Genomic DNA, 20,008 nt, shown 5'->3' with positions numbered 1-20,008 from the left:
GTGACGCAGCGCCCGGCGATCGGGGGAGGGAATCTCCCGTTTCGCTGGGATGGTCCGAACCCGCCTGCTCGGCGACGGTGGTGTCACCGACTCGAAGGAGAACACCATGACAGACACCCTCGCCCCGGCCGCCCCGGCGCTGCACCCGCCGTTCGGCGGCACCCCGCTGGCTGAACTGCGCCGCCGCATCCGCGGCCGCGTCGCCGTGCCGATCGACCCCGACTGGGACGCCCAGCGCGCAGCCTGGGCTCTCGCCGTCGACCAGCGCCCCGCGATCATCGTGCGTGCCGCGGATGCCGATGACGTGGGCACCGCCGTGCGCTTCGCTGTCGCGCACCGTCTGCGCGTCGCCGCGCAAGGCACGGGCCACAACGCCGCGCCGTTGGGCGATCTGCGCGGCACGATGCTGCTGCGCACCGATCTGATGCGGGCGGTCGAGATCGACCCCGTCCGCATGCGGGCACGCGTGCAGGCCGGCGCCGTGTGGCAGGAGGTGACCGATGCCGCGGGCGCACACGGCCTCGCGGCCCTCGCCGGGTCGTCACCCGACGTCGGCGTCGTCGGCTACACCCTCGGCGGCGGCGTGAGCTGGCTCGCCCGCTCGCACGGGCTGGCCTCAACGAGCGTGACCGCCGTCGACCTCGTCACGGCCGACGGGCAGCTGCGCCACGTCGACGAGCGCACCGATCCCGAGCTGCTGTGGGCCCTGCGCGGCGGGGGCGGCGCGTTCGGTGTCGTCACGGCGATGGAGTTCCGGCTGTACCCGCTGGTGACCGTGCACGCCGGGGCGATGTTCTGGCCGGTCGACCGCGCCGCCGACGTCATGCACGCGTGGCGCGACTGGACGGTCGACTTGCCCGCATCCGTCATGTCATCGGCCCGGGTGCTGCGGTTTCCGCCGTTCGACGAGATCCCCGAGCCGCTGCGCGGCGGCTCGTTCGTCATCGTCGAAGCCGTGCTGCAAGACCCACCCGCCGTCGCCGACGCGCTGCTGTCAGAGCTGCGCCGGCTCGGCCCCGCGATGGACACGTTCGCGCCCACGCCGCTGCCGGCACTCGGCGCCCTGCACATGGACCCGCCGGGGCCCGTCGCCGCGATCGGCGACGGCACCCTCGTGCGCGACCTCGACGACGCCGCGATCGACGCGTTCCTGCGCGTCGTCGCAACCCCGCGCGGAGCCGCCCTCATGTCGGCGGAGTTCCGCGTGCTCGGCGGCGCGCTCGCCGTCGGCAGCGACGAGGCGAGCGCCGCGACCGGACTCGACGGGCGGTACCTGATGTTCGGGGTCGGCGCGACACCCACGCGCGAGGCCGCATCGGCGGTGCGCGTCGCGCTCGACGCGCTGCTCGGCGAGATCGACCCGTGGCGCTCGGCGGCCGACACCCCGAACTTCACCGAGAGCCCGACAGCCGCGCAGCGCCTGTTCGGCGATGCGCTCGGGCGGTTGCGTGCGGTCAAGCATCGCGTCGACCCGCACGACGTCATCCGGTCGAACCACGAACTCGGTCGCGGACCTGGCCGCGAGCCGCGCACTCAGCAGGAGGCGCGGTCATGACCCGCATCCTGATGACCTCGCCGCCGATCTACGGGCACCTCGTCTCGGTCGTCGCGGTCGCCGGCGGACTCGTCGCCCGCGGCTTCGACGTCGACGTGCTCACCGGCGCCAAGTACCGGGGCCTCGTCACGCGCGCGGGCGCGCGGTTCCTGCCGCTGCCGCGCGAGGTCGACTACGACGACGCCGACCTCGACGCGTTCCTGCCGGGCCGCGCGAACCACACGGGCCTCGCCGGGCTGCGGCACGACATGATCGGCATGTTCGCGCGGGTCGTGCCGGGGCAGGATGCCGCGCTGACGCAGGCGCTCGCCGCGGGCGACTACGTCGCCGTCATCGGCGATGTCGCGTTCGGCGGCACGATGCCGCTGCTGTTGCGCTCGCGCGACGACGCGACGCGGCGCGCGCAGCGCCCGCTCGTGCTCGGGCTGTCGTCGGTGCCGGTCACGATGACGAGCATCGACACGGCGCCGTTCGGGCTGGGCCTCGCCCCCGCGCCGGGCGTGCTCGGGCGCGCACGCAACCGCGTGCTGAACCGGCTCGTCAACGACGTGTTGCTCCGCGAGGTGGACGTCGCGCTCGCCGCGGCCCTCTGCACGTGCGGCATCACGACGGCGCACCCGCGCTTCTTCGATGCCGCCGCCCTCTTCGACGGCCTGTTCCAGCTGTCGACGTCGGGGCTCGAGTACCCGCGGCGCGAGCTCGACGGACGGGTCGCCTACCTCGGCCCGCTGCCGCCCGTGCCGCGGGGCGACCTCCCGTTGCCGGACTGGTGGGCAGACCTCGACGCCGGCACGCCCGTCGTGCACGTCACGCAGGGCACGATCGACAACCACGATCCGGCGCGGCTGATCGTCCCGACGATCCGCGCGCTCGCGGGCAGCGCCGTCACGGTCGTCGCCGCGACCGGCGGCCGCGACGTGGCCGAGGTGCTCGCGCATTTCCCCGAGGGGCTACCGACGAACGCGCGCGTCGCGGAGTTCCTGCCGTACGACGCGCTGCTGCCGCGGACGGCCGCGATGGTCACCAACGGGGGATTCGGGGGAGTGCAGCAGGCGCTGCGGCATGGCATCCCGCTCGCCGTCGCGGGAGCCACCGAAGACAAGCCCGAAGTCGCCGCGCGCGTCGCGTGGGCAGGCGCCGGTATCGACCTGCGCTCGGGTGCACCGAAACCCGCGCGCATCCGTGCTGCGGTCGACCGGCTGCTGCGTGACGAGCGCTACCGCCGCGGCGCGCAGCGGCTGCAGGGTGAGATCGCGGCGGCCGGCGATCCGTTCGACGCGATCGCCGCGCGGGTGTGCGAGCACGCGAGAGCGCGCGTCGCCTGACGGCTGCGGGACACGCGAAAGAGCGGGCCGGATGCCAGGCATCCGACCCGCTCTGTCGTGCGGTGACGCGGTGTTCAGTCCTCGTCGTTCAGGTACTGGGCGTAGGCGCCCAGCGTCAGGAACGTCGGGAAGTCGTCACCGAGGGCGACATCACGGAAGATCTGCGCCGCGTCGTCGAACCGGTCGCCGCCCTGTTCCGCAGAGCGCCGGTCGGCCTCGCCGAGCACCTGCCCGATCAGACCCTCGATGTACTCGCGGGTGATGTGCGTGCCGTCTTCCGTGGAGCGGTCCTGGTGGATCCACTGCCACACCTGGCTGCGGCTGATCTCGGCGGTCGCGGCATCCTCCATCAGGTTGTCGATGGCCACGGCACCCTGACCGCGCAGCCACGCCTCGAGGTAGCGGATGGCCACCGACACGTTGGCGTGGACGCCGGCCGCCGTGATGGGCAGGCCGATGTGCACATCGATCAGTTCGGATGCCTGCACGTGCACCTCGGGACGCTGCCGGTCGATCTGGTTCGGTCGGTCGCCGAGCACCGCGTCGAACTCGGCCTGGGCCACCGGGATCAGGTCGGGGTGAGCGACCCACGTGCCGTCGAACCCGTCACCGGCCTCGCGCTTCTTGTCGGCGGCGACCTTCTCGAACGCGCGCTCGGTCACCTCGGGGTCGCGCCGGTTCGGGATGAACGCGCTCATGCCGCCGATCGCGAAGGCGCCGCGCTTGTGGCACGTCTGCACCAGCAGATCGGTGTAGGCCCGCATGAACGGCACCGTCATCGTGACCTGGCTGCGGTCGGGCAGCACGAATCGTGCACCGCGGCCGCGGTAGTTCTTGATCATCGAGAAGATGTAGTCCCACCGACCCGCGTTCAGGCCCGCCGCGTGGTCGCGCAGCTCGAAGAGGATCTCGTCCATCTCGAAGGCGGCCGGCAGCGTCTCGATCAGCACGGTCGCGCGGATCGTGCCGTGCGGGATGCCGATGTGCTGCTCGCTGAAGGTGAACACGTCATCCCACAGCTTCGCCTCTTCGGCGGACTCGATCTTGGGCAGGTAGAAGTACGGCCCTGCGCCGTTCTCGATCAGCCGCTGCGCGTTGTGGAAGAAGTACAGACCGAAGTCGACGAGCGAACCGGATGCCGCCAGGGTGCGCCCCGTGCGGTCGGTGAACGCGATGTGCTTCTCGGTCAGGTGCCATCCGCGCGGGCGCATCACGATCGTGGGCGTGCGCTCGGCGGTGACGCGGTACTCCTTGCCTTCGGGTGAGGTGTACTGCAGCTGGCCGCGGATCGCGTCGAACAGCGACAGCTGACCCTCGATCACGTTGCGCCAGGTGGGGCTGGTGGCATCCTCCTGGTCGGCGAGCCAGACCTTCGCACCGGAGTTCAGCGCGTTGATGGTCATCTTGGGGTCGGTGGGGCCGGTGATCTCGACGCGGCGGTCTTCCAGGCCGGGGCCGGCGCCGGCGACCTGCCAGTCCGCGTCTTCGCGGATGTGTGCGGTGTCGGCGCGGAAGTGCGGGTCGTGCCCGTTGCCGATCTCGAAGCGGCGGCGCATGCGGTCGGCGAGGCGGTCGTGGCGGCGGCCGGCGAAGCGTGCGTGCAGCTCGGCGAGGAACGCGACGGCATCCGGAGTGAGGATCTCGTCGTACCGGTCGCGGACGGGACCGGTGACGGCGATCGCCGACGCCGCGATGGGCCCCGTCGTGGGGCGGATGGTGGTGGTGGGCGCGAAGCCCGTGGCGGTGGGAGTCATGGCCCTGTCTTTCTGTGTCGTGGCATCCGCTTCCGAACTGCTGTTCCAGAAGCGATCTGCCGGGTCGGTCGAACTGCGTATGACCACTGTGGGTGAATATTCACGCCTCGGATGACCAAAACCGCTGTGAAGTTTTGACGATCTTCTGCATCTGTGACACACTCGCCGTCATGACAATGACCGACATCACCGGGCAGGCAGAGTCGCAGCCCGTCGAGCCGGATGCGGATGCGCTCACGATCGGCCGCCGCATCCGCCAGTTGCGCACAGCGCGGGGGATGACCCTCGATGAGCTCGCCGCGGCGGTCGAACGGGCGCCCAGCCAGCTGTCGATGATCGAGACCGGCAAGCGCGAGCCGAAGCTCACGCTGTTGCGCACGATCGCGAAGGCGCTCGGCGCGACCGTCGACCAGTTGCTCGAGGCCGAGACGCTCGACGAGCGCGCGACGCTCGAGATCGCGCTCGAGCGCGCCATGAAGGGGCAGACCTTCCGTGCGCTCGGCATCTCGCCGTTCCGCATCGGCCGCAGCATCCCCGACGATGCGCTGCGGGCCCTGCTCGCTTTGCAGGGTGAGATCGAGCGGCTCGGCGACGAGCGCTCGGCGACGCCCGAAGAGGCGCGGCGCGCGAACGTCGAGCTGCGTCACCTCATGCGCCGGCAGGACAACTACTTCCCCGAACTCGAAGAGCATGCGCGGGGCATCCTGCGCGCCGTCGACCACCCCGGCGGGCCGCTGACCCAGCGCACCGCGTCGGACATCGCCGCGCACCTCGGGTTCTCACTGCACTACGTCGCCGACCTGCCGGCATCGACGCGCAGCGTCGCCGATCTGCGCAACGGACGGCTGTACCTGTCGAGCACGGTGCCGGCCAAGGGCGATTCGCGCACGGCCGTGCTGCAGGCGCTCGCAAGCCGCATCCTCGGGCACTCCGAGCCGCGCTCGTACGCCGAGTTCCTGCGCCAGCGCGTCGAGACGAACTACCTGACGGGCGCGTTGCTGATCCCCGAAGAGCACGCCGTGCCCGCGCTGAGCGAGGCCAAGACCCGTCGCGCGCTGTCGATCGAAGACCTGCGCGACACGTACTCGGTCTCGTACGAAACGGCGGCGCACCGGTTCACGAACCTCGCGACGCAGCACCTCGGCATCCGCGTGCACTTCCTCAAGGTGCACGAGTCGGGCACGATCACGAAGGCGTACGAGAACGACGACGTGAACTTCCCGTCTGACCGGCTCGGCTCGATCGAAGGCCAGATGTGCTGCCGGCGCTGGACGAGCCGGGTCGTGTTCGACATCCCCGACAAGTTCAACCCGTACTACCAGTACACCGACACGGGCAACGGGACGTTCTGGTGCACGGCCCGCGTCGAGGCATCCAGCGAGGGCGCGCACTCGGTCTCGGTGGGGGTGCGCTTCGACGACACGAAGTGGTTCCTCGGGCGCGAGACGACCAACCGCGGGGTCTCGCGGCACGCCGTCGAGGTGTGCTGCCGGCGCGCGCCCGCCGAGCTCGAGACGCAGTGGCGCGACCAGGCCTGGCCGAACGTGCGCACGCCGCGCACGCTGCTCGCGACGCTCCCGACGGGGTCGTTCCCGGGCGTCGACACGACCGACCTGTACGAGTTCCTCGACGAGCACGCGCCGCGCTCCTGACGACGCAGAGGGATGCCTCTCCTTGCTGGCGCCGCGGGAATGCCGCGCCTAGCGTGGGAGCATGACCACAGAGACCGCCCCCGGCGGGCACGCGGGAGAACCCCACCGGCCGGGTCTGGCCCAGCGTCTGAACTGGCTCCGCGCCGGCGTGCTCGGCGCCAATGACGGCATCGTCTCGACCGCCGCCGTGGTCGTCGGTGTCGCGAGCGCGACGTCGGACGTGCTGCCCGTGCTGCTGGCGGGGTCGGCCGCGCTCGTCGGCGGCGCGATCTCGATGGCGCTCGGCGAGTACGTGTCGGTGTCGAGCCAGCGCGACTCAGAGCACGCCCTGATCGAGAAGGAGCGGCGCGAGCTCGCCGAGGAGCCCGAGGCCGAGCTTGCCGAGCTCGTCGGCCTGTACGAGCAGCAGGGCCTGTCGCACGCGACCGCCACGGCCGTCGCCACCGAGCTGACGGGGAAGGACGCGCTCAAAGCGCACCTCGCGATCGAGTTGGGAATCGATCAGGACGACGTCGTGAGCCCGTGGCACGCGGCACTGGCATCCGCCCTCGCCTTTTTCATCGGCGCGCTGCTGCCGATGGCGACGATCCTGCTGCTGCCGCACCCGACTCGGATCGCGGCCACGTTCGTCGCGGTGCTGCTGGCGCTCGCCGTCACCGGCTACCTCGCGGCCTGGATCGGCGGATCGCCGCGCGGCCGCGCGGTCGTCCGCACCGTGATCGGCGGCGCGATCGCACTGGCGGCGACGTTCCTCGTCGGCTCGATCTTCGGGACGGCCGCCGGCTGATCTCGCCGACTCTCGTGCATCTCCTATGCGATCGGTGAGAGCCTCGGTTTCTTGGTCTCGTCTGGGAATGCGCCCACGACGCTCAGGGGATGACCTCACACGCGCCCGTTGCGCCCTTCGTCTCCGCCGGCGCCACAGACCGGACCACCTCGCGGGCCCTCATCTCGCGGCCCCGTGGCACGCAGCGTGCGCAGTGGAACATTGCGGCGACGGTCGTCATCTGGGCGACAAGCTTGTTCGTGGCGGCGCTGTGGGTCGCCGGCGGCGGCGTGCAGAGCCTTCTCGCCGGGGGAGGGGAGACGCTCACGACGCTCGGCCGCATCACGGGACTCGTCTCGGCCAATCTGCTTCTGTACCAGGTGCTCCTGATGGCGCGTGTGCCGCTGTTCGAGCGTGGCTTCGGCCGTGACGCGATCACGCGCATGCATCGCTGGGTCGGCTTCTGGTCGTTCTGGCTGCTCCTCGCGCACATCGTGCTGCTCGTCCTCGGCTACGCCGTCACGGCGGGCGTGAACCCGCTCGCGCAGGCATGGGACTTCGTCTGGAACTATCCCGGGATGCTCCTCGCCACGGCGGGCACGGCGCTTCTTGTGATGATCGTCGCGACGAGCATCCGTCGCGCCCGCCGCCGCCTGCGCTACGAGTCCTGGCATCTGCTGCACCTCTACGGCTACCTCGGGGTCGGGCTCGCGATTCCGCACATGCTGTGGACGGGTGCGGACTTCCTGACACACCCGCTCGCGACGCTCTACTGGTGGACGCTGTGGGCGGTCGTCGCGGCATCCGTCATCTTCTTCCGCGTGGCCGCGCCGCTCTGGCGCTCGTGGCGTCACGATATCCGGGTGCACCAGGTGGTCCGTGACGGCACCTCGGGTGTCGTCGTGCGGATGCGGGGGCGGCGCCTGGAGCGGCTCGGTGCGCGCGGCGGGCAGTTCTTCGTCTGGCGCTTCCTGGACGGCGCCGGGTGGACGCGCGGACATCCGCTGTCGCTCGCGACCGACCCGTCGCGCGGTGAACTGGTCGTCGCGGCCAAGATGGTCGGCGACGGCACGCAGCGGCTGGCCTCGTTGCGGCCTGGCACACGGGTGCTCGTCGAGGGGCCGTTCGGCCACATGACAGGAGACGCACGCAAGGGGCGCAAGCTGCTGATGCTCGGGGCCGGGGCCGGCGTCTCCCCTCTGCTCTCGATCCTCGAGTCCGAGCCCTACGCTCCCGGCGAGGCGATTCTCGTGACGCGTGACCACGCCGACGAGGATGCGCTGCGTAAGGATGCCGTCGCCGACCTCGTGCGACGTCGCGGCCTGCGGCACTTCCGGCTCGTCGGCCCGCGCCGCCGAGACGGTTCGGCGTGGCTGCCTACTGCGCACGCCGGCTGGCGCGGCACGGACCTCATCCGCCACCTCGCGCCGGACCTCGAGGACTACGACGTGTTCGTGTGCGGTCCGCTGCCCTGGATGTCTGCGTTGCGCGCCGACCTCGTTGCCGCAGGCATCCGAGCGGATCGTGTGCACACCGAATCCTTCACGAACTGACGACGACCGGAGAAGAGCATGAAGAAGATCGTCTACGGCCTCCTTGCGACCCTCAGCGGACTCGTCCTGCTGTTCAGCTACCGCACCTCGCTCGGCGATGCCGTCGTGGCGTCGGAGGGTGCCACGACTGCCGTCGGCTCGGCCGCGGCTGCGACGTCGGGTTCGTCGACCGCCACGAGTACGCCGAGTGCGTCGACTACGCCGACCGCCACGAGTACGCCGAGCGAGTCGACTGCCGGGTCGAGCACGTCGGCATCCACCGCGACGCTCGCCGACGGCACGTACACGGGATCCTCCGTGAACACCCGCTACGGTCCGGTGCAGGTGCAGATCACCGTGGCTGGCGGCCTCATCACGGATGTGCAGGCCGTGGACTACCCCGATGGAAACGGGCGCGACCGACAGATCAATGCGCGGGCGATCCCCATCCTCGTGTCCGAGACGCTCGACGCGCAGTCCGCCGAGATCGACTTCGTGTCGGGAGCCACGTACACGAGCGACGGGTATCAGCAGTCGCTGCAGTCTGCACTCGACGAGGCCGCGGCATGACCGAGCGCCGCGTCTGGACCGTGCCGTCCATGGGGACGGTGTTCAGCGTCCACCTGATCGGTCATGTCGACGCCGTGACGGCCGATGCCGCTGTCGCGGGCTTCGCTGCCGAGATCGCCGACATCGAGCGCGTGTTCTCACCGTTCCGGGCCGAGTCCGATGTCGCCCGCATCCGTCGCGGCGCCCTCAGCCTCGCGCAGGCCGACCCGCGCGTGCGCGAGGTCGCGGCCGCGTGCGAGGCTGCTCGCGGGGTGACGGAGGGGCGGTTCAACGGAGCGTGGCGCGGGGGTTTCGACCCGACGGGCTACGTGAAGGGATGGGCCGTCGATCGCGCGGGCGCCCGCCACCTCGAGCCGCTGTTGCGGGCTGCGGGTGCCGTGGCGGTCGGTGTGGGGGCAGGGGGTGACGTCCGGGTGTGGACGTCACCCGAGTCGACCTGGTCGTGGCGCATCGGCATCGCCGACCCGCACCACCAGGGGGCGGTGCTGGCAACCATGGATGTCAGAGACGGCGCCGTCGCGACCTCGGGCTCAGCCGAGCGCGGCGCGCACATCGTCGACCCGCGGACGGGGCGGCCCGCGATCGGTGTCCGCAGTGCCACGGTCGTCGCCGCCGACCTCACCACCGCGGATGTCTGGGCCACGGCGGGCGTCGTCGCCGGTATGGCGGATGTGTCCTGGATCGGCGCACCGGGCATCACCGCCGGGATGCTCGTTGCCGAGGACGCCGCGGTGCGGCGCTGGGCGCACGGCGTCGAGGTGTCGATGATCGCCGCCTGACCCCGAGTGGCATCACGCCTTCGGGAGTGTCACGAGGAAGGTCGTCCCGGCGGGGGAGGTGTGCTCGATGGCGACCGATCCGCCGGCTGCGACGGCGGCGTCGCGCACCAGCGCGAGCCCCAGACCGAAGCCGCGGCGGCGGCCCGCTTCGGACCCCCTCGCGAAGCGGTCGAAGATGCGCTCCCGGTCGTCGTCGCGCACACCCGCACCCTCGTCGGAGACCCGGATCAGTACAGCCTCGCCGGCGGCCTCCGAGCCGAGGGTCACGGTAGATCCGGCCGGTGCATGCTGGATGGCGTTGTCGAGGAGGGCGACGCAGACCCGCATGAGCGATGTCTGTGGCATCCGTACCGCCATCGTGCCGTCCGCGTGCACCGCGAGCTGTACGTCGGCTGCCTCCGCGAGCGGCGTCACCGTGCGCACCGCGGACTCGAACGCCGCTGTGACCTCGCCCGCGTCCCCAGTGGCTACGCCCTCCGCGGCGAGGAGCATGTCACCGAGCACGTCGTCGAGGACGTCCACGTTGGTGCGCAGTGCCGAGATCGTGGGCCCGAGGGGATCGCCGCGCTCGTGTCGTCGCTGCAGCGTCTGCACCCGCGCAGAGAGTGCCGTCAGCGGTGTGCGCATCTCGTGACTCGCGTCGGCCACGAATGCGCGCTGCAGGCGGAGCGCATCGGCCAGCGGGCGTACAGAGCGACGCGCGGCGAGCCACGCGATGGCGGCCAGGAGTACCACCCCGATCGCGCCGAGGACGATCACCCAGGGCAGGATCCCGTCGAGGTCGACCACGATGCGGTCGCCGTCCAGGTCTGGATGCCCGGCGCCGCCGTGATGGTCATCCGGGCGGGCTGTCAGCAGAAGCACCGCGACGAGGATGCCGACGCCCGCGGCGATCACCGCGGTGGCGCCGACGGCGACGAAGGCACCGACGCGTCGCGCGGCGGTGCGGATCCGAGCCTCATCCCGCGCTGCGCTCATCGGCTCGCCGCCGCACGGTACCCGACTCCGCGAACCGTCTCGATCGTGTCGGGTGACATCTTGCGCCGCACGTAGTGGACATAGGTGTCGACCGAGCTGAGCGCGTCGCCCGAGTCGAACACGGCACGCAGGATCTCTTCGCGGCTGAAGACATGCTCGGGGCTCTCCGAGAGCAGCGCCAGCAGGCGCGTCTCCGTCGGTGTCAGCGCGACCCGCTCGCCCCCCGGACCGTAGGCCACCGAGGCAGCGGGCAGGAAGACCCACTCACCGAGCGAGCGTCGTCGCCCATCCAGGCGGTATCCCCGTACGAGGGCGCGCAGCCGGGCGAGCAGTTCGTCGAAGTCGAACGGCTTGACAAGATAGTCGTTCGCCCCGGCATCCAGACCCTCGACGCGGTCCGCGACGGCGCCGAGAGCCGTGAGCAGCAGAACCGGTGTCGTGATGTGTGCCGTGCGCACAGCCTCGACCAGCGCGATGCCGTCCAGGTCGGGCAGGCGACGGTCGATGACCATCACGTCGAACCGCTCCGCCAGCGCCCGTGCGAGCGCGTCGCGCCCTCCGACCACGTGCACGACGTCGTAGACCTCGTCGAGCACGTCGGAGGTCATCGCCGCGATCTCGGCGTCGTCCTCGACGTAGAGGACCCGCGCCCGCGGCAGAGCCTGCACGGTCACATCGACTCCTCTTCCCGACGCGTACACGTCGCTCAAGCCACTATCCACCCATGCGCGTACCAAGACGGCACCAAGAGTTCACCCCACGCCGCTCAACCCGTCGCGACGAGGGCGGCCCACAGCTCCGCGCGCGCAGGGAAGGACGTGAGGTCGACTCCGAGTAGTCGCTGTGCCTGCGCGATGCGCGCCCGCACGGTGTGGCGGTGCACGCCGAGAGCCTGCGCGGCCTCGTCGATGCGGGCGTCGTGCTCGAGCCACCTGCGGACGGTCGCGGTGAGCGCGGCGCCGTGTTCGGCATCGTACTCGCGCAGGGGCGCGAGCCGGCGGTCGGCGAGGGCGCGCGCCTGCAGGGTGTCCAGGGCTGCGAGCACGCCGCCGCCAGTCGTGTCGGCGAACAGCATGACGGTGCCGGATGCCGCGCGTCGCACCGCCGCGACCGCTTGCGTGTGCGCGCGGGAGAACGCGGGATAGTCGGTGGGGTCGGATGCCCCGACGGCGGCGTCGAACAGCGCCGCCAACTGCTCCAGCGTCTCGTTGTCACTCGCCGGCAGGACGATGACCAGACCCTCCGAGCTGCGCGCGTAGAAGAGCGCGCCGCGGCGCTCCGCGACGCGCAGCTCGAGCCAGTCCGCCGCGGCATCCGCCCGCGCCGGCGCGACGGCGGCGACCGCGACCACGACGGGCGCGGTCGGCAGAGCACCCCACAGCTCGCGCGAGACGCGGCGCGCGAGCGTCGGGTCATTCGAGAGCAGCGCGTGCAGCAGGCCCGTTCGCAGCGCCGTGCGCGCGCGGTCGAGTCCGACGTTCTGCTCGAGGGCGAGCCCCGCCATCGCGATGACGGAGGTCACGACGCTGCGGCCCTCGAGGTCGAGCTCGGCGCCGACGATCGCGAGGAGTCCGCGCAGGTGCCCGCCGCGTCCCAGCGTCTGCAGCGTCACGCGCTGCCCCGCGATCTCCAGCGTCGACGCGGCGCGGGCGCCGCGGCGCAAGACGGTGCCGGCCTCGGCCGTCAGCGCCGCGAGTGCGTCGGAATCGGGGGCATCCGGCGCCTCCGCCGCGGACGACTGTGTCAGCGTGCCAGCCGCGTCGAACAGACCCACCCAGGCTCCCAGCTGCCGGGCGAGCTCGGCGACCGTCGCCGCGAGCCCGTCGGGGCGAAGAGCGGCGAGCGAGATCGCGCGCTGCGCCGACAGCGCCCAGGTGCGTCGGGCGTACCCCTGGGCCGCGATCGCCTCGGCGTTCGCCCGTGCGAGCGCGATGAACGGCGTGCGGTACGGCACCTCGAACAGCGGCATCCGCGCGTCGCGGCAGGCGTCGGCAAGGCCCACCGGGATGCCCTCGCGCACAACCTCGGTGCCGAACCCCAGCCCGCGCACGCCCCGCGCGCGCAGCCGCGCGACGTACTCGCGGTAGCGGTCGGCATCCTCTTCGACGCCCACGAACTGCGTCCCCGTCGTCAGCAGCAGCAGTTCGTCGGCAAGGAACGGCGTCGGGTCGATCAGGTCAGAGGAGTGCACCCACCGCAGCGGCTCGTCGAGGGCTTCGGGCTCCAGCTCGTCCTCGCGCGAGGCAAGACGCAGGGTGAGCTCGCGGCGGGCCAGTAGAGCACGCAGCGTCGGCTGGGGATCGGTCATGGTGCCACCTCGGTGCGTTTGTACGCGACGTCTGTCGCTGTGTACAGAATGTACATGGAGGCGGGTGTGGATGCCCCGGGTCGCGCCTACGCTCACGGACATGAGCATCACCGACAGCACCGTCGTGGGCGGCCCCACGCTCGCGCAGGAACGCCGTATCGTCACCGCCATCCCGGGTCCGCGGTCGCAGGAACTGCTCGCGCGCAAGGCATCCGCCGTCGCCGCCGGCGTCGCCCACACCGTGCCGATCGAGGCGGTCGCCGCGGGCGGCGGCGTCGTCGTCGACGCGGACGGCAACTCGCTCATCGACCTCGGCAGCGGCATCGCCGTCACGAGTGTCGGCAACGCGCACCCCGGCGTCGTCGCGGCCGTGCAGGATGCCGTCGCGCAGATGACGCACACGTGCTTCATGATCTCGCCGTACGACTCGTACGTCTCGGTCGCCGAGGCGCTCAACCGGCTCGCCCCCGGCGATCACGCCAAGAAGTCGGCCCTGTTCAACTCGGGCGCCGAGGCCGTCGAGAACGCCATCAAGATCGCCCGCAAGTTCACTGGGTGCCCCGCCGTCGTCGCCTTCGACCACGCGTACCACGGGCGCACGAACCTGACGATGGCCCTCACCGCGAAGGCGATGCCGTACAAGAGCGGCTTCGGCCCGTTCGCGTCCGAGGTGTACCGCGTGCCCGCGTCGTACCCGTTCCGCGACGAACTGAGCGGGGCGGATGCCGCGGCGAAGGCCATCTCGATCATCGAGAAGCAGATCGGCGCCGACAGCCTCGCCGCCGTCATCATCGAGCCGATCCAGGGCGAGGGCGGGTTCATCGTCCCCGCCGACGGGTTCCTGCCCGCGATCGTGGACTGGTGCCGCGCCAACGGCGTCGTCTTCATCGCCGACGAGGTGCAGACCGGCTTTGCGCGCACCGGCGCGATGTTCGCCAGCGAGATCTTCGGGATCGTGCCCGACCTCATCACGACCGCCAAGGGCATCGCTGGGGGGATGCCCTTGGCGGCTGTCACCGGCCGCGCAGAGATCATGGATGCCACGCACGGCGGCGGCCTGGGCGGCACCTACGGCGGCAACCCCGTCGCGTGCGCCGCGGCGCTCGCCGCGATCGATGCGTTCGAGCACGAGGGCCTCATCGAGCGCGCTCAGCAGCTCGGTGCGATTCTGTCGGGCCGGTTGCGCGAGCTGCAGGCATCCGACCCGCGCATCGGCGACGTGCGAGGTCACGGTGCGATGATCGCCGCCGAGTTCGTCGACCCCGTGACGAAGGCGCCCGACGCGGCCCTGACCGCCGCCGTCGCGAAGGCGGCGATCGCGCAGGGCGTGATCGTGCTGACCTGCGGCACCTACGGCAACGTCATCCGCTTCCTGCCCCCGCTGAGCATCCCCGATCACCTTCTGACCGAGGGCCTCGACGTCGTCGCCGCCGCCCTCGCCGCCGCCTGACCCCGCCGCCCCGCCCGAACTTCAAAGGAGAAGCACGTCATGACCGAGATCACGCGAGACGTCGTCATCGTGGGGGCCGGGGCCGCGGGCCTCACCGCCGCGAACGAGCTGAAGAGAGCCGGGCTCTCGGTCGCCGTGCTCGAAGCACGCGACCGCGTCGGTGGAAGGCTGTGGACCGACACGATCGACGGCGCGATGCTCGAGATCGGCGGCCAGTGGATCTCGCCCGACCAGACGGCGCTCATCGAGACGGTCGACGAGCTGGGCCTCGACACCTTCAGCCGCTACCGCGAGGGCGACAGCGTCTACGTCGGGCCCGACGGCGCGGCGCGCCGGTTCACGGGCGAGATGTTCCCCGTCGGACCCGAGACCGAGAACGCGATCGCCGAGATCACCGAGCGCCTCGACGCGATGGTCGCCGAGATCGACCCCGACCGGCCATGGGCGCACGAGAAGGCCGCCGAATGGGATGCCGTGTCATGGGATGCCTGGCTGCGCGCACAGACCGACGACGATGAGGCCGTCCGCAACCTCGCCTTCGCGACGGGCTCGGCGATGCTCACCAAGCCCACGTACGCGATCTCGCTGCTCGAGTCGCTGCTCATGGCGGCATCCGCCGGCAGCTACTCGAACCTCGTCGATGCCGACTTCATCCTCGACAAGCGTGTCGTGGGCGGACTGCAGCAGGTGCCGCTGCTGCTGGCCGAACGACTCGGGGCGGACGTCTTCTTGAACCAGGCGGTGCGGGCGGTCGAGTGGGGCCCCTCGACAAGCTCGGGGGCCAGCGGCGTGACCGTCACCACAGACGGCATGACCGTGCGGGCGCGGCGGGTGATCCTGGCGCTTGCGCCGGTGCTGTACCCGCGTATCTCGTTCGTGCCCGCGCTGCCGCGCCTGCAGCACCAGATGCACCAGCACCTCTCGATGGGCTTCGTCATCAAGGTGCACGCCGTGTACGAGACTCCGTTCTGGCGCGACAAGGGACTGTCCGGCACAGCGTTCAGCCCGTATGAGCTCTCGCACGAGGCGTACGACAACACCAACCACGGCGATGAGCGCGGCACGCTCGTCGGCTTCGTCAGCGACCTGAACGCCGACGGCGTGTTCGAGCTGTCGGCCGACGAGCGCAAGGCGCGCATCCTCGAGTCGCTGTCGCACTACTACGGTGACGAGGCGAAGAGCCCCGTCGTCTACTACGAGAGCGACTGGGGCAGCGAGGAGTGGACGCGCGGCGCCTACGCGGCGAGCTTCGACCTCGGCGGACTCTCGCGCTACGGCGCGCACCTGCGCGAGGCCGTCGGGCCGATCCACTTCGCGTGCAGCGACCTCGCGGGCCTCGGGTACCAGCACGTCGACGGCGCGATCCGCATGGGTCGGCTCGTCGCGTCGCAGATCCTCGAAGGGGTACACGTATGAGCGGGCACATCGTCGTCGGGTACACGGCGACCAAGGCGGGGCGGGATGCCGTCGCGTTCGCTGCGCGACTGGCATCCGCCACCGATGCCGTGCTCGACGTCGCGATCATCCTGCCGAGCCCCGACCGCAGCGTCATCACGCCGCCTGCCGCGGGGTACGACCGGGTGCTGCGCGATCAGGCACAGCACTGGATCGCCGAGGCGATCGACCGCACGCCCGCCGACGTCGTCGCGCACTCCCACGTACGCTGGGCCGAGTCGTTCGCGGAGGGCCTCGTCGAACTCGCCGACGAACTGGGCGCCGCGTATCTCGTCGTCGGCGCCGCCGACGGCAGCTCGCGCGGGCGGCACAGTCTCGGGTCGACGACCTCTGAACTGCTGCACTCGTCTGACGTGCCGGTCGTGCTCGTTCCGCGCGGCGCGCGCAAGATCGCGCCCGAGACCGGCGTCACGCGTATCACGGTCGCGGTGGGCACGCGCCCCGGCGCCGACGCGCTGATCACCGCGACGGCGGCGCTCGCCGACGCGGCCGGGGTCCCGGTGCGGCTGCTGTCGCTGCTGCCGGTGGATCTGCCCCCGACCGCCGACACCGCAGCCATCCGCATCGCCGGAACCAACCGGGCCGAAGAGGTGCTCGCGCAGGCTCGCGCCGAGCTTCCCGAAGGGCTCGCGACGGATGTCGTCGTCGCCTCCGGCGACACGATCCAGGAGGCCGTGTCGTACCTCGACTGGCAGCCCGGCGAAGTCGTCATGGTCGGGTCGAGCAGGCTCGCCCAGCCGCGGCGCCTGTTCCTCGGCTCGACGGCAGCGAAGATGCTGCGCGAGGTCACCGTCCCGATGATCGTCGTTCCCCGCACCACCCGTGTCGAAGAGGACCAGTCATGAGTGCACCCGAAGCATCGCTCGCCCCCGCGTCGGGCGAACACGCCGGCGAACTGTCGAAGAAGGGCCTGAGTGCCGGAACCGTGGGCCTGATCGGCGCGGTCGTCATCGGCATCTCGTGCATCGCGCCGGCCTACACGCTCACGGCGGCCCTCGGCCCGACCGTGTCGGAAGTCGGGTTCCAGGTGCCCGCGATCATCCTCGTCGGGTTCATCCCGATGCTGCTGGTCGCCTTCGGCTATCGCGAGCTCAACCGCGCGATGCCCGACTCGGGCACGTCGTTCACCTGGGCGGCGCGCGCGTTCGGGCCGTGGATCGGGTGGATGGCGGGCTGGGGCCTGGTCGCCGCGACGATCCTCGTGCTGTCCAATCTCGCCGGCATCGCCGTCGAGTTCCTGTTCCTGCTGATCGATCAACTCGCCGGAAATCCCGGCACGATCGCCGAGCTCGCGTTCAATCCGCTGATCAACGTCGCGGTATGCCTGCTGTTCATGCTCGGCGCGACGTTCATCTCGTACCGCGACATGCAGACGACCCAGAAGCTGCAGTACGTGCTGGTGAGCTTCCAGGTTCTCGTGCTGCTGATCTTCTCGATCACCGCGTTCGTGCAGGTCGCGCAGGGCAACGCGTTCGACGCGAGCCCCGTCGAGCTCAGCTGGTTCAACCCGTTCGCGGTCGGGTCGACGGCCGCCGTCGTCGCCGGCCTGTCGCTGTCGATCTTCATCTTCTGGGGCTGGGATGTCACCCTCACGATGAATGAAGAGACCAAGAACCCCGAGAAGACGCCGGGCCGGGCGGCGACCCTCACGGTGCTCACGATCGTCGCGCTGTACCTGCTGCTGTCGATCTCGCTGCTGTCGTTCGCCGGCATCGGTGAGGGCGAGCTGGGCCTGGGCAACGGCGACATCCAGTCGAACGTCTTCTTCTACCTGTCCGGTCCCGTGCTCGGCCCTCTCGCGTTCCTCGTGTCGCTCGCGGTGCTCACGAGCTCGGCATCCTCGCTGCAGTCGACGTTCGTCTCGCCCGCCCGCACCCTGCTCGCGATGGGACACTACGGCGCGCTGCCGCCCGCGTTCGCCCGCGTCAGCCCGCGGTTCTTCACGCCGGGTTACGCGACGATCGCCTCGGCGATCGTGGCATCCGCCTTCTACGCCGTCATGCGCTTCGTCAGCGAAGACGTCCTCTGGGACACCATCACGGCGCTCGGCATGATGATCTGCTTCTACTACGGCGTCACGGCGTTCGCGTGCGTCTGGTACTTCCGCAAGCAGTGGCTCGACTCGGTGCGCAGCTTCTTCTTCACGCTGCTGTTCCCGCTCGTGGGTGGCATCATCCTCGCCGCGCTGTTCGTCATGACGCTCGTCGACAGCATCAACCCCGACTACGGCAGCGGCTCGAACATCGGCGGCGTCGGCCTCGTGTTCATCCTCGGCGTCGCCGTCATCGGCGTCGGCATCGTCATCATGGTCTGGCAGTCCGTCGTCCGTCCCGCCTTCTTCCGGGGCGAGACGCTCGCGATGGATGCCCCGCACAGCACACGACGCCTGAAGGAGGCTGCACGTTGATCACCGAGAGCGCACTGCTCGAGAAGCTGCCCACGGGACTGTTCATCGGGGGTGAGTGGCAGGAAGGTGCGAACGGCACGTTCCCCGTGCACGACCCCGCGACCGGCGACGTGCTGTGTGAGATCGCGGACGCCTCGCCCGAGGACGGCACCCGGGCGCTCGACGCCGCAGTGGCGGCGCAGGATGCCTGGGCGGCGACCGCCCCGCGCACGCGCAGCGACATCCTGCGCCGCGCCTTCGACCTGCTGATGGAGCGCGCCGACGAGTTCGCGCTGCTGATGACCCTCGAGATGGGTAAGCCCCTCGCCGAGGCGCGCGGCGAGGTCACGTACGGCGGCGAGTTCCTGCGCTGGTTCAGCGAAGAGGCCGTGCGCATCGCGGGCCGCTACGGCACGAACCCCGAGGGGACGGGCCGCATGATCGTCAGCCAGCGCCCCGTCGGCCCGTGTTTCTTCATCACGCCGTGGAACTTCCCGCTCGCGATGGCGACGCGCAAGATCGCGCCGGCGCTCGCCGCCGGGTGCACGGTCGTCGTCAAGCCGGCAGAGCTCACGCCGCTCACGACCCTCGCGTTCGTGCAGCTGCTCGTCGAGGCGGGCCTGCCTGCGGGGGTCGTCAACGTCATCACGACGACGACCTCGGGCGCCGTGTCGGGGCCGATCATCGCCGACCCGCGACTGCGCAAGCTGTCGTTCACAGGCTCGACGCCGGTCGGCAAGAAGCTCATCGCGCAGGCCGCGGAGGGGGTGCTGCGGGTCTCGATGGAGCTCGGCGGCAACGCGCCGTTCGTCATCTTCGACGACGCCGACCTCGATAAGGCGGTCGACGGCGCGATGGCGGCGAAGTTCCGCAACATCGGCCAGGCGTGCACGGCGGCCAACCGCTTCATCGTGCACGAATCCGTCGCGGACGAGTTCGCGCAGCGCGTCGCCGCACGCGTCGCGGAGATGAAGATCGGCCGCGGCACCGAAGACGGGGTGCAGATCGGCCCCCTGATCGATGAGAAGGCCGTCGTGGGGACGACGGCGCTCGTCGCCGACGCCGTCGAGCGCGGGGCCACCGTGCTCGCCGGCGGGGCGGCGATCTCGGGGGTCGGCACGTTCTTCGAGCCCACCGTCATCTCGCACGTTGCCGCGGGCAGCGACATCCTGCGCGAGGAGATCTTCGGCCCCGTGCTCGCGATCGCAACCTTCGCCGACGAGGACGAGGCCGTGCGGCTCGCCAACGACACCGAGTACGGGCTCGTGTCGTACGTCTTCACGCAGGACCTCGCCCGCGGGCACCGGATGATCGAGCGCCTCGAGACGGGCATGATGGGCCTGAACGTGGGTGTCGTCTCCAACGCGGCGGCGCCGTTCGGCGGCGTCAAGCAGTCGGGCATGGGCCGCGAGGGCGGGCTCGAGGGCATCCACGAGTACCTCTCCACGAAGTACACCCTGATCCCGGCATCCTGAATCAACGAAGCGACGAGGAACCC

General features: G+C 70.9%; 16 protein-coding genes. 12 read left to right on the top strand and 4 right to left on the bottom strand.

The window, feature by feature from the left end:
* Positions 1-106: 106 nt before the first annotated feature.
* Positions 107-1,555, top strand: a complete 1,449-nt coding sequence (locus BGO46_RS14460; RefSeq protein WP_292678138.1) for an FAD-binding protein — start codon at positions 107-109, stop codon at positions 1,553-1,555.
* Positions 1,552-2,880: a nucleotide disphospho-sugar-binding domain-containing protein gene (locus BGO46_RS14455; RefSeq protein WP_292678139.1), complete on the top strand. Its 1,329-nt coding sequence runs from the start codon at positions 1,552-1,554 to the stop codon at positions 2,878-2,880. Before BGO46_RS14460 ends, BGO46_RS14455 begins: the two co-directional genes overlap by 4 nt.
* A 74-nt stretch (positions 2,881-2,954) precedes the next feature.
* On the opposite strand, the gene aceB is transcribed toward BGO46_RS14455, so the two are convergent.
* A complete protein-coding gene (gene aceB, locus BGO46_RS14450; RefSeq protein ID WP_292678140.1) occupies positions 2,955-4,634 on the bottom strand; it encodes a malate synthase A in 1,680 nt (559 codons plus the stop codon).
* A gap of 176 nt (positions 4,635-4,810) precedes the next feature.
* On the opposite strand from aceB, the gene BGO46_RS14445 reads away from it, so the two are divergent.
* From BGO46_RS14445 to BGO46_RS14425, 5 genes are all read left to right on the top strand, one after another.
* Complete coding sequence (locus BGO46_RS14445; protein ID WP_292678242.1) at positions 4,811-6,286, top strand: helix-turn-helix transcriptional regulator; 1,476 nt, start codon at positions 4,811-4,813, stop codon at positions 6,284-6,286.
* Positions 6,287-6,347: 61 nt separating this feature from the next.
* Entirely contained in the window at positions 6,348-7,073 is a 726-nt protein-coding gene (locus BGO46_RS14440) for a VIT family protein (protein ID WP_292678141.1), read from the top strand.
* A gap of 89 nt (positions 7,074-7,162) precedes the next feature.
* A complete protein-coding gene (locus BGO46_RS14435) occupies positions 7,163-8,605 on the top strand; it encodes a ferredoxin reductase family protein (RefSeq protein ID WP_292678142.1) in 1,443 nt (480 codons plus the stop codon).
* Between the two features lie 18 nt (positions 8,606-8,623).
* The gene (locus BGO46_RS14430) at positions 8,624-9,154 is read left to right on the top strand and encodes an FMN-binding protein (RefSeq protein WP_292678143.1); all 531 of its coding nucleotides are present in this window, start codon (positions 8,624-8,626) and stop codon (positions 9,152-9,154) included.
* Positions 9,151-9,933: an FAD:protein FMN transferase gene (locus BGO46_RS14425; protein ID WP_292678144.1), complete on the top strand. Its 783-nt coding sequence runs from the start codon at positions 9,151-9,153 to the stop codon at positions 9,931-9,933. Before BGO46_RS14430 ends, BGO46_RS14425 begins: the two co-directional genes overlap by 4 nt.
* Positions 9,934-9,945: 12 nt before the next feature.
* Here BGO46_RS14425 and BGO46_RS14420 read toward each other — a convergent pair whose 3' ends face one another.
* The 3 genes from BGO46_RS14420 to BGO46_RS14410 form a co-directional block, all read right to left on the bottom strand.
* On the bottom strand, positions 9,946-10,911 hold the full coding sequence (locus BGO46_RS14420) for a HAMP domain-containing sensor histidine kinase (protein ID WP_292678145.1): 966 nt from the start codon (positions 10,909-10,911) through the stop codon (positions 9,946-9,948).
* Positions 10,908-11,585: a response regulator transcription factor gene (locus BGO46_RS14415; RefSeq protein ID WP_366246842.1), complete on the bottom strand. Its 678-nt coding sequence runs from the start codon at positions 11,583-11,585 to the stop codon at positions 10,908-10,910. The genes BGO46_RS14420 and BGO46_RS14415 overlap by 4 nt, the downstream gene beginning before the upstream one ends.
* A 92-nt stretch (positions 11,586-11,677) precedes the next feature.
* Positions 11,678-13,219 carry a PucR family transcriptional regulator gene (locus BGO46_RS14410; RefSeq protein WP_292678147.1) on the bottom strand — a complete coding sequence of 514 codons (1,542 nt, stop codon included), beginning with the start codon at positions 13,217-13,219 and terminating at the stop codon, positions 11,678-11,680.
* A gap of 100 nt (positions 13,220-13,319) precedes the next feature.
* Here BGO46_RS14410 and gabT point away from each other — a divergent pair, with 100 nt between their 5' ends.
* From gabT to BGO46_RS14385, 5 genes are read left to right on the top strand one after another with little or no spacing between them, the layout of a single operon-like run.
* Positions 13,320-14,669 carry a 4-aminobutyrate--2-oxoglutarate transaminase gene (gabT, locus tag BGO46_RS14405; RefSeq protein WP_292678149.1) on the top strand — a complete coding sequence of 450 codons (1,350 nt, stop codon included), beginning with the start codon at positions 13,320-13,322 and terminating at the stop codon, positions 14,667-14,669.
* Positions 14,670-14,708: 39 nt separating this feature from the next.
* Positions 14,709-16,085, top strand: a complete 1,377-nt coding sequence (locus BGO46_RS14400) for an NAD(P)/FAD-dependent oxidoreductase (protein ID WP_292678151.1) — start codon at positions 14,709-14,711, stop codon at positions 16,083-16,085.
* On the top strand, positions 16,082-16,969 hold the full coding sequence (locus BGO46_RS14395) for a universal stress protein (RefSeq protein WP_292678153.1): 888 nt from the start codon (positions 16,082-16,084) through the stop codon (positions 16,967-16,969). The genes BGO46_RS14400 and BGO46_RS14395 overlap by 4 nt, the downstream gene beginning before the upstream one ends.
* The gene (locus BGO46_RS14390) at positions 16,966-18,531 is read left to right on the top strand and encodes an APC family permease (RefSeq protein WP_292678155.1); all 1,566 of its coding nucleotides are present in this window, start codon (positions 16,966-16,968) and stop codon (positions 18,529-18,531) included. Before BGO46_RS14395 ends, BGO46_RS14390 begins: the two co-directional genes overlap by 4 nt.
* Positions 18,528-19,985 carry an NAD-dependent succinate-semialdehyde dehydrogenase gene (locus BGO46_RS14385; RefSeq protein ID WP_292678157.1) on the top strand — a complete coding sequence of 486 codons (1,458 nt, stop codon included), beginning with the start codon at positions 18,528-18,530 and terminating at the stop codon, positions 19,983-19,985. The genes BGO46_RS14390 and BGO46_RS14385 overlap by 4 nt, the downstream gene beginning before the upstream one ends.
* The last annotated feature ends 23 nt before the right edge of the window (positions 19,986-20,008 follow it).

Origin of the sequence: Microbacterium sp. 70-16 (genome assembly GCF_001898315.1) — a bacterium.
GTDB lineage: Bacteria > Actinomycetota > Actinomycetes > Actinomycetales > Microbacteriaceae > Microbacterium.
This window is presented reverse-complemented; position numbering and strand designations above follow the sequence as displayed.